Genomic DNA, 14,008 nt, shown 5'->3' on the forward strand with positions numbered 1-14,008 from the left:
CCCCGCGCCCCCCGCCCGGGGGGGGGTGCGCGCGCGGGTTCCGGGCACGGGCCCGGCCGCTGCGCGGAGCTGTCCCCTCCCCGCCCCTTCCCGAAACCGGTGGGCGGCTGCCCCCGGATCCCCCGCACCGTCGCTGCCGCGACGGTCGCCTCAAGCGCCGGCGGGGCTGGGTGTGCCGGGTGCAGCCCGGGCTCGCACCGCCGCTGCCGCGACGGTCGCCTCAAGCCCCAGCGGGGCTGGGTGTGCCGGGTGCAGCCCGGGCTCGCACCGCTGCTGCGCGACGGTCGCCTCGAGCTCTCCCAGCTACCGCTGGGAGGTGTCCCCAGCGGGGCTGGTAGGGGGACGGTCCGGCCGGGGTCGGGGGTCAGGCCGGGGTGAAGAGGAGGGGGGTGCCGGGGCGGGCTTGGGCGGCGAGGGCCAGGGAGGGCGGGGGGACCACGCCGATGACCGGGTAGCCGCCGGTGACGGGGTGGTCGGCGAGGAAGACGACCGGGAGGCCGTCCGGCGGGACCTGGACCGCCCCCAGGACCATGCCTTCGCTCGGCAGCTCCCCCGACCGCGTCCGGGCCAGCGCCGGCCCGCCCTCCGTCCGCAGCCCGATCCGGTTGCTGGCGGACGCCACCCGGTACGAGCGGGAGAACAGCGCCCCCGGCGCGAACCAGTCGTCCCGCGGCCCCGCCAGAACCGGCAGCACCAGCTCCGGCAGCGGCGAGCGCGAACCCACCGCGTCCACCCCCGCCACCGGCCCGACCGGCACCCCCACCGGCAGCACCGCCCCCGCCACGAGCACCGCGGGCCCCAGCCCCGACAGCAGGTCCGTGGACCGGCTGCCCAGTACCTCCGGCACCGCCACCCCGCCCCGCACCGCCACGTAGCTGCGCACCCCCGCCGCGGCCCGCCCCACGTCCAGCACCGCGCCCGCGGGGACCCGTACCGGCGCGCCCCAGGCCGCCGGCCGGCCGTCGAGCCGTACCGGGCAGGGCGCCCCGGTCACCGCCACCGTCACCGGCGCCAGCGCCCGCAGGGCCACCCCGTCCAGGGTGGTCTCCAGCGTCGCGGCCCCTTCCGGGTTGCCCAGCAGCCGGTTGGCCAGCGCGTGCGCCGGCCGGTCCAGCGCCCCGGAATGCGGCACGCCGACGTGCGCGTGCCCGGGCCGCCCCAGGTCCTGGACGGTCGTCAGCGCACCCGCCCGCACCACCTCGACGCCGTTCACCGCGCCCCCTCCGTGACGAACCGCACCCGCGTGCCCGGCGCGAAGAGCGCCGCCGGCTCCCGCGCCGGGTCCCACAGCACCGCGTCCGTGCTGCCGACCAGCTGCCAGCCGCCCGGCGAGGACCGCGGGTAGACCCCGGCGAACTCGCCCGCCAGCGCCACCGAGCCCGGCGGCACCGCGGTCCGCGGGGTGGCCCGGCGCGGGACGTGGAACCGCTCCGGCAGCCCGGTCAGGTAGCCGAAGCCCGGCGCGAAGCCGCAGAAGGCCACCCGGAAGGAGGCCGACCCCATCACCTCCGGCACCGGCGCGCCCCACAGCGACGCGACCTCGGCCAGGTCGGGGCCGTCCCAGCGGACCGGCACCACCACCTCCGGCCCGTCCGTCTCCGCCGGCGGCGGCACCGGCCAGCCCGGCAGCCGCGCCGCCAGCGCGGCCGGCTCCGCCACCCCGTCCAGCAGCACCGTCCGGGCCGCCGGCACGATCTCCCGTACGCCGGCCAGCTCGCCCGCCGCCCGCCGCCGCAGCAGCTCCGCGTGCAGGGCGGTCACCGCTGCCGCCGAGTCCACCTCCACCAGCAGCGCGTCCGCACCCACCCGCAGCACCCTCACGCGAAGGCCTCGATCCGCACGCCCGCCGCCAGCAGCTCCGCCCGCACCCGGGCGGCCAGCTCCGCCGCCCCGGGCGTGTCGCCGTGCAGGCAGAGCGAGCGCCCGGCCCCCTGCCCGGTCAGCGCCAGCGCCTGGGCGATCACCTCGGCCGGCTCGTGCAGCACCGCCCCCGGCTCGGAGCGCGGTACCAGCGTCCTCTCGGGGGTGTAGGCCCGGTCCGCGAAGCACTCCGGCACCCCCGGCAGGCCCGCCGCCGCGGCCGCCGCCAGCAGCCGCGAGCCGGGCAGCCCGAGGACCGGCAGCGCGCCGCCGGCCAGCCGCACGCCCTCGACCACGGCCGCCGCCTGGACCTCGTCGCGGACCGTGCGGTTGTACAGCGCCCCGTGCGGTTTGACGTACGTCACCGCGCCCCCGGCCGCCCGGGCGAAGACCTCCAGCGCGCCGATCTGGTACGCCACCTCGTCCGCCAGCTCCCGGGCCGGCACGTCCATCGCCCGGCGCCCGAAGCCCGCCAGGTCCCGGTAGGAGACCTGGGCCCCGATCCGCACCCCGCGGGCCACCGCCAGCTCGCAGACCCGCCGCATCGTGGACGGGTCGCCGGCGTGGAAGCCGCAGGCCACGTTCGCGCTGGTCACCACCGACAGCAGTGCCTCGTCGTCGGTCAGGGTCCAGCGGCCGAAGCCCTCGCCGAGGTCGGCGTTGAGGTCGATCACCGGCCGCTCCGCCCGGTCCGACAGTTCCGATGCGATCATGGAAGCCATGCGGTGAGGGTAGGGCAGCCCCGCACGCGCCCCGCTCGAACCCCGGGGACGATCCGGCCGAACCATGCCGTTTGGGTCGTTGTCCCTGGGAGCGCCTAATCTTTCCGTCGTGACCCTTCCTGCCCCGGCGAAGACCCTCCCGTCCCCGGCACCGGGCCCGGCCGCCGACGAGGGCCTGGCCCGGCGGCTGCGCGCGCTCGCCTGCACCGCCCCGCTGCACGACCTGGACGCCCGCAAGGCCAACCTCGCCGGCGAGTACACGGTCTACGCGATGGCCGAGGTCGCCCTCGCCGCCATCGACCTGGTCACGCTCAACATGGACTTCGACACCGGCGCGGACCACGACCAGATAGTGGCCAGGCTGCTGCCCCGGATCGCCGCCCAGGCCCCCGCCCGGCCCGCCGCCGAGCACGAGCGCGTGGCCCGCTGGGTCCTGGAGAACCTGGTCAACGTCGGCAGCGTGGACCGCGGCTTCCGCGCCGTCTACGGCACCTTCGGACCGGACGGCGCCTACGTCCGCCGCGACTACGACTTCAAGCTGATCGAGGAGGTCCCCGGCTACGGCGGCGCGGTCTACCTGCGCACCACCGACGAGGCGGTCAACGTCCTCGTCGGCGCCCTGGACACCGACGTCACCAGCGCGCAGATCGCCGCCGAGGTGAAGCTGGAGGTGCTGATCCGCCGCGGCCGGCTGGCCGACGCCCAGCTCGCCGCCGAGCAGGCCCGCTACCGCACCGTCCAGTACGCCGAGACCCTGCGCCGCACCCTGGACGCCACCCGGCGCAACGTCCGCGCGGTCGACTGGCTCCAGGCCGTCCCCGACATGATCGCCGAAGCGCTCGACCACGTCGCGGACCGCTACCGCCACGAGAACGCCATCCTCACCAACATCCGCAAGGCCCGGGACGAGGCCGAGGACCCCGAGCACAAGCGCCGGGCCGCCGAGCTGGTCGACATCGTCAAGGACTGCATCCGGCGCCACACCCAGCTCCAGTCCCGCCTCCTGGAGGCCGGGCCGCTGTTCCGCGCCGAGCAGGACCGGCAGGCCTTCGCGGCCCCGGCCGCCCGCGCCGGCATCGACCTGTACGGCCAGCTGGTGGCGCCCCTGCTGCCGCTGCCGCTGGAGCAGGCCGCCAAGGTCACCGACGCCTTCTTCGCCCACGGCGCGGGCCTGCGCACGCCCGTCTCGGTCCGGGTGGCCGACCTGGTCGAGATACTGCTCACCCCGCCGCTGGAGCGGGAGCACCTGGGCGCCGAGATGCCCGAGCCCGACCTGATCGCAACCCCCGACGACAGCCGCTTCAGCGAGGAGCAGCTGGCCGCGGCCACCGTCCTGCTGGACCTGCCGCACGACGCGCCCCGCCGGCTCTCGGGCCTGCTCGCCGAGGCCCGGCGGCAGGACCCGGACCTGCCGTACCTGGTCGCCCTGCTGGCGGTGCACGCCGCCAGCCCCGCGGTCGGCACGGCCTACCGCCAGGGCGAGGAGCGGCTGCTGTTCGCCGTGGACGACGGCACCGAGCTGGACGACCCGGAGTTCGGCGGCGCCGACCTGATCGTCGGCACGGCCCTGCTGGACGCGGCCGGCATGGCCGCCGACCGGGCGGAGGCCTCGTGATCCCCGCCCCCGCACGCCCGTCGGCCCGTACCGCCGCACCCGTCCGCACCACCGGAACCACCCGCACCACCCCGACCGCCGAGGAGCCCCAGCCGTGAGCGACCACCACGCCGAGCACACCGCGTGGAGCGAGCCCGACGTGCCGCCGGCAGCTGCCGCGGCCGGGGCCGCCGTCACGCCCGCCGACGCCGCCGACGCTGCCCGCCTGGTGGCCTTCGGGCTCCAGCCGCGGCTGCTGCCCGCCCGCGACGCCGAGTACGCCGAACTGCTCCGCCGCTACCGCGAGGAGCCGGCCTTCGCCCGGCTCGCCGACGCCGTGGCCACCGGCCTGGGCCTGGTGGTCCTCGAGGTCTCCACCCGCGCCGGCATGGCCGTCGCGGCGGGCGAGGACTCCGTCTTCGCCGTCCGGATGGGCGACTACGCCCGCCGTACCTCCGCCGACGGCGGCGACCGCTTCCTGCACGGCCTGGCCCACCTCGCGGTGGCCGCCCTGGCCTTCCCCCGGCCCGAGGACCTGGCCGACGACGGCTACATCGGCCGGATCACCGTCAACGGCGTCGACGCCTTCGTCCGGCAGGCCTGCCGCCGGCTGGAGGAGCGGGCCGAGGAGCTGGGCGAGAACACCGACCCGGCCTCCGAGGCCCCCGGCCTGGAGGCCGCCTGGCGGGTCTACGCCCGGCGCAGCGCCACCGGTGCCACCAAGGACGCCCGCCGGCTGGCCGGCTCCACCACCGGCATCGTCGGCAAGGCCGTGGCCTTCCTGACCGACTCCGGTTTCCTCCAGCGCACCGGCGACGACGCGGGCGGCGCCTACCGCACCACCGCCCGCTACCAGCTCCAGGTCCGCGACATGGCCGGCAGTGCCGCCATGGCCGAACTGCTGGAGCTGGGCGTGGTCCCGGTCACCGACGGCACCGCCACCCTGCTGGCCCCGCCGGAGGGCGACGACCTGGAGCTGGCCGCCGACGCCGGTCTTCCCTTCCACGCCTGACGCCCGCCCGCGTCCCCCGTACCGCCCCGCACGCGTCACACACGAGACACCACGAGAGTCCGCCGCCATGTACGAGCTGTCCCGGATCCGCCTCTACTCCATCGGCCCCGCCGGCGCGCGCTACGCCGACACGGTGCTGGACCTGCGCGGGGTCGGCGAGCCGGTGCCCCACCCGGCGCCCACGCAGGCGGAGTTCTTCGAGGACGAGCCGACCGGCCCGCCGCGCCGGCCGGCGCCCGCGGGCGTGCTCTTCCTGGAGAACGGCGGCGGCAAGTCCGTCCTGCTCAAGCTGATCTTCTCGGTCATGCTGCCCGGCCACCGCAACACCCTCGGCGGCGCCAGCTCCGGCGTGCTGCGCAAGTTCCTGCTGGCCGACGACTGCGGACACGTCGCGCTGGAGTGGCAGCACACCCAGACCGGCGAGTGCGTGGTGGTCGGCAAGGTCAGCGAGTGGCGCGGCCGGCAGGTCTCCAACGACCCGCGCAAGTTCGCCGAGGCCTGGTACTCCTTCCGGCCCGGCCCGGGGCTGAGCCTGGACTCGCTGCCGGTGGCCGAGGCCACCGCCGTCCGCCCGCCCGTCGAGGGCGCCTCCGGCGCCCAGGGCCGGCGCCGGACCATGAAGGGCTTCCGCGACGCGATCACCGAGGCCGGCAAGGCCTACCCGCACCTCGACGTGTGCTGGGAGGAGATCCACGACCGCTGGAACGAACACCTCGGCGAGCTGGGCCTGGACCCCGAACTCTTCCGCTACCAGCGCGAGATGAACGCCGACGAGGGCGAGGCCGCCGGCCTCTTCGCGGTCAAGAAGGACTCCGACTTCACCGACCTCCTGCTGCGCGCCGTCACCGACACCCGCGACACCGACGGCCTGGCCGACCTGGTCCACGGCTTCGGCAACAAGCTCGGCCGGCGCGCCGAGCTGATGGCCGAACGGGACTTCACGGCCGGCTCGGTGGACCTGCTCGGCCGGATCGTCGAGGCCGCCGGGACCCGCGCCAAGGCCCGCGACATCCACGCCGGCGCCGAGCGCCGCACCCGCGGCCTGGCCCGCCGGCTCTCCGCCCGCGCCGCCGAGGAGCGCGGCCGGGCCGCCGAGCTGGCCCAGCGCGTGACCGGCGCCGCCCACCAGGTCACCGAGGCCGAGTCGGCCCGCGGCCGCAGCTCCCTGGTCGCCGCCGAACTGGCCTACCGGCACGCCTCCCTGGCCCTGTCCGTGGCTGAGAAGGCCGCCGCCGCCCAGCGCCGGGAGCTGGTCGAGGCCCGTACCCTCGCCTCCGCCTGGCAGGCCGCCGAGGCCGTGCTGCGGCACCGCGCGGCGTCCGACCGGTCCGCCCGGGTGGCCGTGGCCATCCGCGAGGCCGAGCGGGACGCCGCACCGGCCCTCGCCGCCCGCGCCACCGCCGCCGCCGAACTGGTCCGCGCCCTGCACTCGGCCGCCGAGGCCGGCGAGCGGGTGGCCAATGAGGAGGAGGAGCGCTCCGCCGGGCTCGGGGCCGTCGGCGAGGCCGCCCACCGCGACGCCACCGCCGCCGCCACCGCCGCCCAGCGCGCCCGCAGCGAGGCCGAGCACCTGCGCCAGCGCCTCTCCGAGGTCGAGCAGGAGACCGCGGAGGCGGTCCGGGCCGGCTGGCTCGACGACTCCGCCCCCGACGCCGACCCGGCCCGCGCCGCGCTCGCCGCCAGCGACGCCGAGAAGTCCGCGGTGGCCGCCTGGGACGAGGCCCGCGAGGCGGCCCGGAGCGCCGCGGACCGGGCCCGCGAGGCCACCGCCGCCGAGTCCCGCGCCGAACTGGCCGCCCACCGGGCCGCCGACGCCGCCGACGCGGCCGGCGCCGCCCACGACGCCGAGCTGCGCGCCGCCGCCTCGCTGGCCGAGGACCCCCGGCTCGCCGAGCTGCTGGGCCTGCCCGCCGCCACCGGCCTTCCCGCGCCCCGCCGCGCCGGCCCCGGGGGCGAGGCCGCGCCGAGCGCCCTGGAGGCCGTCCACGCCGGTCTGCAGGGCCTGGGCGCCGAGGACCTGGACCGCAGCGCCGAGGAGCTGCGGGAGCTGCTGGAGGGCGGCGTGGCCGCCGCCGAGCGGCAGCTGTTCGACCTGCGCACCGCCGCCGCCGACGACGCCCGCATCCTCGGCGCGCTGGGCGACGGCGGCCTGCTCCCGCCCGGCCCCGACGTGCTGGCCACCGTCGAATACCTCGGCGAGCACGGCATCCCCGCCCTGCCCGGCTGGCGCTACCTGGCCCAGTCCGTGGACCCCGCCGACCACGCGGCCGTCCTCGCCGCCCGGCCCGAGCTGGTCGACGGCGTGGTGATCACCGACCCCGACACCCACAGCCGCGCCCGTGAGGTGCTGGCCGGCGCCGCCCTGCTGCCCCGGTCCACGGTTGCCGTCGGCACCGCCGCCGCCCTGCTCGCCCCCGTGCCGCCGGCCGACGGCCACGACACCGGCGTCTTCCTGGTCCCGCCGAACCCGGCCATGCACGACGAGTTCGCCGCCGACGAGGAGCGCCAGGCGCTGCGCGCCCGGGCCGCCGAGCGGGACGCCGGGATCCGCGAGCTGGCCGCCCGGCTGGCCGGCGACCGGGCGCTGGCCGCCCGGCTGACCTCCTGGCGCGCCGGCTGCCCGGCCGGCCGGCTCGCCGAGCTGGCCGAGGCCGCCGACCTGGCCCGGACCGCCGCCGACACGGCCGCCGCGGTGCTCACCGAGGCCCGCACCGTCCGCGCCGAGGCCGAGGAGTCCGCCTCCGACGCCGCCCGGGTCCGCGACGACCGCCAGGACACCGCCCAGCGCGCCCGCCGCGCCGCCGACGCCCTCGCCGGGCTGGCCTTCCGGCTGCGCGAGCGGGCCGGCTGGCAGGTGCGGCTGCGCGAACTGGCCGAGGAGGCCGCCGAGTCCGAAGGCCGCGCCGAGGGTTACCTCGACCGCGCCCGGGCGGCCGACGAGGACCGCCGGGCCGCCCAGCGCGCCGCCGACGACGCCCGCCGCACGGCCCGCGCGCTGCGCGCCGAGCGGGCCGAGATCGCCGGCGCCCCCGACCAGCTCCCGGAGACCACCGGCGAGGGGGAGCCCCAGCGGGCCTCCCTGCCGGCCCTGCGCGAGGCCTACCGCGCCGCCTCCCAGCTGTACGAGAAGGTCGGCGTGGGCGCCGACCTGCGGGCCGAGCAGGCCCGCGCGGAGAGCGACGAGAGCGCCGCCCTCGCCGAGCTGGACCGCCTCACCAACAAGGTCCGCACCCGCGCCGCCCAGCTCCTGGAGGGCACCGACGGGGCGGACGGCCCCTCCCGCCAGGCCGCCGCGGCCCGCGCGGAGGAGCTGGTCCAGATGCTGGAGTCGCGGGCCTCCACCGCCAGCGAGCAGCTGGGCCGGCTGCGCGGCGAGGCCGAGCGGCTGGCCCCGCAGGACGGCGGGAGCCACACCGAGCTCGCCGAGGAGCAGGTGCCCGCCCACGTCGAGCAGGCCCAGGCCCTGCTGCGGGCCGCCAGTGCGCAACTGGCCGCCCACACGGCCGCGGTGGACGCCGCCCGGGCCGCCCACACCGAGCTGCTGGCCGCCCACCGCGCCGCCGAGGACGGCGCCGGCGGCTTCGACGAGACCGCGGCGATGCTGCGCGACCTGCTCCGCGACCACCAGCAGACCGAGGAGCAGGACCAGGAGGCCGGTCCCTACCCGGGCTCCCTGGAGGAGGCCCGGCAGGGTGCCGCCGAGGCCCGCCGGTCGCTGCGCGGCTGTTCCGCCGACCTGTCCACCGCCGAATCGGCCCTGCGCGAGGCGAGCGACGTGCTCGTCCGGCACGCCAACGCCACCCGCTACGAGCAGGTGCGCACCCCGGCCCGCCAGCAGATCCGCGAGCTGCCCGCCGCGGCCCTCCCGGAGCACGCCGGCTCCTGGGCGGCCGCCTTCGCCCCCCGCCTGCGGGTGCTGACCGACGAGCTGGAGCAGCTGGAGCGCAACCGCGACAGCATCGTGGACCGCCTGCGCGGCCTGGTGGAGTCCTCGCTGGCCACCCTGCGCTCCGCGCAGCGGCTCTCCCAGCTCCCCGAGGGGCTGGGGGAGTGGTCCGGCCAGGAGTTCCTCCGGATCCGCTTCGAGGAGCCGGACCAGGCCACCCTCACCGAACGGCTCGGCGAGGTCATCGACGAGGCCACCCGCTCGGCCGTCAAGAAGAACGCCGCCTTCGGCGAGGGCCGCCGCGACGGCATGTCCCTGCTGCTGCGCGGGGTGCACGCCGCGCTGCTGCCCCGCGGCATCGCGGTGGAGATCCTGAAGCCGGACGCGGTGCTGCGCGCCGAGCGGGTGCCGGTCGGCCAGATGGGCGACGTCTTCTCCGGCGGGCAGCTGCTCACCGCCGCGATCGCCCTGTACTGCACCATGGCCGCGCTGCGCAGCAACGACCGCGGCCGGGACAAGCACCGGCACGCCGGCACGCTCTTCCTGGACAACCCGATCGGCCGGGCCAACGCCACCTACCTGCTGGAGCTCCAGCGGGCCGTCTCCGACGCCCTCGGCGTCCAGCTCCTGTACACCACCGGCCTCTTCGACACCACGGCCCTGGCGGAGTTCCCGCTGGTCATCCGGCTGCGCAACGACGCCGACCTGCGGGCCGGGCTGAAGTACATCAGCGTCGAGGAGCACCTGCGGCCGGGCCTGCCCCAGCAGGACCCGGAGGCCGAGACCGTGCACGGCGAGATCACCGCGACGCGGATGTTCCGCCGCAGCCAGACCCCGGCGGAGAGCACCGAGCAGTAGCAGAAGGCAAGAAAAGGGGCCCGGTCCGTCGTGGTGCACGACGGGCCGGGCCCCTCACGGCCGGTCCGGGCCGGCCCTCAGGCCTGCTTGAGCCGGCCGCCGCGTTGCCGTATGCGGCCGGCCTTGCGGGCCCGCCGGCGCTCGCGGCGCATCTCCCGCCGCAGCCGGCGCGCCGAGCTGCTGGGCTCCGAGACCACGCCGCCCCGCTGGTACCACATCTGACGGGTCACCCAGACGTCCGCGACGCCCCACGTCGCCACGATCGTGCTCGCCACCGAGGCCAGCACCATCGGGAACGACAGCCACGAGCCGGTGATCGTCAGCAAGAAGGCCACCGACGCCTGTATGAGGGTCACCGAGACCAGCAGCACCGCCCGCACCGCGGACTCGCGCACGGTGTCCGGCATCCGGTGCCGGCCGACCGGCTCCTCCACCCACAACGGACGGATCCGCGGCGCCTCGGGACCCGTCCGGTACCCGTAGTCGAGGTCCGCCGTGTCGTACTGCTCCCTGCGCATGCTTCGTTCACTCCCCACCACGCGGCTCCCCATGCCGCTCTGAACAGATTGACGAACGAGGGCGGCAGAGGGTTGCCCTTCGGAACAAAGAATTCCAGCCATCCGCTGCTACCCCGGATCCGACGGCGCACCGGGTGTCATGTGCCACAATTCGGGCCGCTCCTGACCGGAAGTATCGGACAACTGGTGATCTTCGACCGGGGCTCCGGCCGAAAACGTCCGGACACGCCTTCGAGTTGGCTTCGGGGCAGTAGTAGGCTCACGCCGTTTATTGACGGAACACCTACCCCGCACACGGGGGTTGAGCTGGGGGAGGCCATGCGCTTTCGCGGGAGAACCATCCGCCGGAAGATCGTGGCGCTGCTGCTCGTGCCGCTCGTCTCCCTCACCGCCCTGTGGGGCTTCACCACCGTGATCACCGGCCGTGAGGCGCTCCAACTCCTGGACGTCTCCTACGTGATCGAGAAGGTCGGCTACCCCGTCGAGGACGTGGTCCGGGTGATCCAGAAGGAGCGCCGCCAGACCCTGGTGCTCCTCGGCGACCCCACCGACGCCTCCGCGATGGCCGAGCTGGCCCGCCGCCGCACCGCCACCGACAAGATGGTGGCCAAGATCCGCCGGGACGCCCTCGACCCCGAGGTGCAGGACGAGCTCGCCTCCTCCACCGCCCAGCGGCTGAACTCCATCCTCGAGGCCTTCGAGGAGATCGAGGCGCTGCGCCGCAACGTCGACCGCACCGACCTCGACCCCGACCAGGCCCTGGAGCTCTACAACCGGCTGGTCGACCCCTGCTACACGTTCCTGATGAACCTCCACGGCCTGGACAACGTGGAGATGGACAAGCAGGGCCGGGCCCTGGTCGGCGTCACCCGCGCCCGCGAGACCCTTTCGCGCGAGGACGCGGTGGTCGCCGCCGCGCTCGCCGCCCGCCGGGTCACCCGCGAGGACGTCCGCGCCGTCACCGACGCCATCGCCAACCGCCGGCTGCTCTACGACGTCAACCTCGTCACCCTGCCCGCCGACGAGCGCGAGCGCTTCGAGAAGTACTGGCTCAGCCCCGCCACCCGGCCGCTGCGCGACGCCGAGGAGGCCGTCGTCACCGCCGGCCCCACCAACCGCCCGCACACCGTGACCGCGGCGCACTGGGCCGAGCTCACCGGCAAGGTCCTCGACGACCTCGCCACCCTGGACACCGCCGCCGGCGACCGCTACCAGGAGCGTGTCGAACCCGAGGCCATGGCCGTGCTCGTCAAGGCCGCGCTGGCCGGCGTCCTCGGCTTCCTCGCCCTGCTGTTCTCCGTGTTCCTCTCCGTGCGCATCGGCCGCGACCTGGTCCGGGACCTGTCCCGGCTGCGCAAGGAGGCCCACGAGGTCTCCGGCGTCCGGCTGCCCGCCGTGATGCGCCGGCTCGCCGCCGGCGAGCAGGTCGACGTCGAGACCGAGGCCCCGCGCCTGGAGTACGAGAAGGACGAGGTCGGCCAGGTCGGCCAGGCCCTCAACACCCTCCAGCGCGCGGCCGTCGAGGCCGCCGTCAAGCAGGCCGAGGTGCGCCGCGGCGTCTCCGAGGTCTTCGTCAACCTCGCCCGCCGCAACCAGGTCCTGCTGCACCGCCAGCTGACCCTGCTCGACACCATGGAGCGGCGCACCGAGGACGCCGAGGAGCTGGCCGACCTCTTCCGCCTCGACCACATGACCACCCGCATGCGGCGGCACGCCGAGGGCCTGGTGATCCTCTCCGGCGCCGCCCCCTCCCGCCAGTGGCGCAAGCCCGTGCAGCTGATGGACGTGGTCCGGGCCGCCGTCGCCGAGGTGGAGGACTACGAGCGCATCGAGGTGCGCCGGCTGCCCCGGCTGGGCATCGGCGGCCCCGCGGTCGCCGACCTCACCCACCTGATCGCCGAACTCCTGGAGAACGCCACGGTGTTCTCGCCCCCGCACACCGCCGTCCAGGTGTACGGCGAGCGGGTCGCCAACGGCTTCACCCTGGAGATCCACGACCGGGGCCTGGGCATGCCCCCCGAGGCCCTGCTGGACGCCAACCTCCGGCTCGCCGAGACCCCCGAGTTCGAGCTCTCCGACACCGACCGGCTCGGCCTGTTCGTGGTCAGCCGGCTGGCCCGCCGGCACGCGGTGCGGGTCTCGCTCCAGCCCTCCCCGTACGGCGGCACCACCGCGGTCGTCCTCATCCCGGTCGCCCTGCTCACCGAGGCCCCCGACACCAACGGCGTCGGCTTCCGGCTCGACCAGCCGGACCGCGCCGGGGAGCGCAAGGCCGTGGGCAGCGGACGCGGAAACGCTTCGCCGGCCGCCCCCGGGCTGCCCGGCGGCGCCCTGTCCGGGGTACCCGCCCAGGAGCGCCCCGGGCCCGTGGTCCTGGACGGCCCGGTCGAGCTGGAGGCCCCGCTCAGCGTGCTCGGCCTGGACGAGGCCGAGGTGCTGGACGCCATCCCCGGCATCGACGACGCCCCCTCGCGCTCCGGCGTGCTCGGCGCCGCCCGCCGCCCCGAGCCGGAGGCCGGCGGCCGCCCGCTGCGCCCGGCCACCGGACCGGTCCGCCTGGACAGCGCCCGGGACGGCGCCGGCCGCACCGAGGGCCCCCGCCTGGAGCCCGCCCGGGACGGCACCCGCCCGGCCCCCGGCGGCCCCGTGCCGCTGCCCCGCCGGCGCCGTACGCCCACCCTGGTGGCCGAGCACGGCCGCCGGGTCGGCAACCGCCCCGTGGCCGTCGTACCGCAGCCCGCCGGCGAGGAGCCGGTACGCGAAGAACCGCTGCGCGAGGAGCCCACGTACGGCACCTCCGCGCGTGCGGAGGCCGGCCGGGACCCGGGGACCCGCGAGCGGACCCGGGCCCCCGAGGCGCCCGCCGAGGGCCCGGGCGGGCTGCCCCGCCGGGTCCGGCAGGCCAGCATCGCCCCCCAGCTCAGGGGCGGACCGGCACCGACCGCCCCCCGCGAGACGGCCCCGGACCGCGACGCCGACGAGGTGCGCAGCCGGATGTCCGCCCTCCAGCGCGGCTGGACGGCGGGCCGCCGCCACAACGCAGCACAGCCGGGCCGCCCGCCCGGCGACGACGTGGACACCACCAGCAACGCAAGCAGCACATCGGAGGGGGACGGTCGATGACCGCACCGCAGACCGCGCACGACGGCACGCACCGGGGTTCCGGGGAGCTCAACTGGCTCCTGGACGAACTGGTCGACCGGGTCGGCAGCATCCGCAAGGCGGTGGTCCTCTCCGGCGACGGACTGGCGACCGGCAGCTCCAAGGGCCTGACCCGGGAGGACAGCGAGCACCTGGCGGCCGTCGCCTCCGGCTTCCACAGCCTGGCCAAGGGCGTGGGCCGGCACTTCGAGGCGGGCCAGGTCCGCCAGACCGTGGTCGAACTGGACGAGGCCTTCCTGTTCGTGACGGCGGCCGGGGACGGCAGCTGCCTGGCCGTCCTCTCCGACGCGGACTCGGACGTCGGCCAGGTCGCCTACGAGATGACCCTGATGGTCAAGCGCGTGGGCGCCCACCTGGCGACCGCGCCGCGTGGCGGGGCCCCAGCCGGAGGGTGAG

9 protein-coding genes are annotated in these 14,008 nt (G+C 76.8%); 5 read left to right on the plus strand and 4 right to left on the minus strand.

Annotated features, from left to right (window positions below):
* Window positions 1-364: 364 nt before the first annotated feature.
* The 3 genes from AB0O40_RS30205 to AB0O40_RS30215 are packed head-to-tail and all read right to left on the minus strand — an operon-like array spanning window position 365 to window position 2,534.
* Window positions 365-1,213, minus strand: a complete 849-nt coding sequence (locus AB0O40_RS30205; RefSeq protein ID WP_365048307.1) for a biotin-dependent carboxyltransferase family protein — start codon at window positions 1,211-1,213, stop codon at window positions 365-367.
* On the minus strand, window positions 1,210-1,821 hold the full coding sequence (locus AB0O40_RS30210; protein ID WP_365048309.1) for an allophanate hydrolase subunit 1: 612 nt from the start codon (window positions 1,819-1,821) through the stop codon (window positions 1,210-1,212). The genes AB0O40_RS30205 and AB0O40_RS30210 overlap by 4 nt, the downstream gene beginning before the upstream one ends.
* Window positions 1,818-2,534: a 5-oxoprolinase subunit PxpA gene (locus AB0O40_RS30215; protein ID WP_365048348.1), complete on the minus strand. Its 717-nt coding sequence runs from the start codon at window positions 2,532-2,534 to the stop codon at window positions 1,818-1,820. Before AB0O40_RS30215 ends, AB0O40_RS30210 begins: the two co-directional genes overlap by 4 nt.
* 112 nt (window positions 2,535-2,646) lie before the next feature.
* On the opposite strand from AB0O40_RS30215, the gene AB0O40_RS30220 reads away from it, so the two are divergent.
* The 3 genes from AB0O40_RS30220 (at window position 2,647) to AB0O40_RS30230 (ending at window position 9,932) form a co-directional block, all read left to right on the plus strand.
* Window positions 2,647-4,197 carry a hypothetical protein gene (locus AB0O40_RS30220; protein WP_365048310.1) on the plus strand — a complete coding sequence of 517 codons (1,551 nt, stop codon included), beginning with the start codon at window positions 2,647-2,649 and terminating at the stop codon, window positions 4,195-4,197.
* A 94-nt stretch (window positions 4,198-4,291) separates the two neighbouring features.
* Window positions 4,292-5,188 (plus strand): hypothetical protein, encoded by an 897-nt coding sequence (locus tag AB0O40_RS30225; RefSeq protein WP_365048312.1) that lies wholly within the window; start codon window positions 4,292-4,294, stop codon window positions 5,186-5,188.
* A gap of 67 nt (window positions 5,189-5,255) precedes the next feature.
* A complete protein-coding gene (locus AB0O40_RS30230) occupies window positions 5,256-9,932 on the plus strand; it encodes a hypothetical protein (protein WP_365048314.1) in 4,677 nt (1,558 codons plus the stop codon).
* A gap of 77 nt (window positions 9,933-10,009) precedes the next feature.
* Here AB0O40_RS30230 and AB0O40_RS30235 read toward each other — a convergent pair whose 3' ends face one another.
* Window positions 10,010-10,450, minus strand: a complete 441-nt coding sequence (locus tag AB0O40_RS30235) for a hypothetical protein (RefSeq protein WP_365048315.1) — start codon at window positions 10,448-10,450, stop codon at window positions 10,010-10,012.
* 318 nt (window positions 10,451-10,768) lie between these two features.
* Between AB0O40_RS30235 and AB0O40_RS30240 the strand changes: the two genes are divergently transcribed.
* Together AB0O40_RS30240 and AB0O40_RS30245 are read left to right on the plus strand one after the other, a co-directional pair.
* Complete coding sequence (locus tag AB0O40_RS30240; RefSeq protein ID WP_365048317.1) at window positions 10,769-13,573, plus strand: nitrate- and nitrite sensing domain-containing protein; 2,805 nt, start codon at window positions 10,769-10,771, stop codon at window positions 13,571-13,573.
* Window positions 13,570-14,007, plus strand: coding sequence for a roadblock/LC7 domain-containing protein (locus tag AB0O40_RS30245; RefSeq protein WP_365048319.1), 438 nt, complete (start codon window positions 13,570-13,572; stop codon window positions 14,005-14,007). The genes AB0O40_RS30240 and AB0O40_RS30245 overlap by 4 nt, the downstream gene beginning before the upstream one ends.
* The last annotated feature ends 1 nt before the right edge of the window (window position 14,008 follow it).

It is taken from the genome of Streptomyces sp. NPDC089919 (assembly GCF_040684615.1).
Classification (GTDB): Bacteria; Actinomycetota; Actinomycetes; order Streptomycetales; family Streptomycetaceae; genus Streptomyces.

What these genes read in the sequence shown, in the direction of transcription:
- AB0O40_RS30220 (WP_365048310.1), top strand. Translation starts at nt 2,647, where the DNA reads ATGCCGTTTGGGTCGTTGTCCCTGGGAGCGCCTAATCTTTCCGTCGTG.
- AB0O40_RS30230 (WP_365048314.1), top strand. Translation starts at nt 5,256, where the DNA reads ATGTACGAGCTGTCCCGGATCCGCCTCTACTCCATCGGCCCCGCCGGC.
- AB0O40_RS30235 (WP_365048315.1), bottom strand. Translation starts at nt 10,450, where the DNA reads ATGCGCAGGGAGCAGTACGACACGGCGGACCTCGACTACGGGTACCGG.
- AB0O40_RS30240 (WP_365048317.1), top strand. Translation starts at nt 10,769, where the DNA reads ATGCGCTTTCGCGGGAGAACCATCCGCCGGAAGATCGTGGCGCTGCTG.
- AB0O40_RS30245 (WP_365048319.1), top strand. Translation starts at nt 13,570, where the DNA reads ATGACCGCACCGCAGACCGCGCACGACGGCACGCACCGGGGTTCCGGG.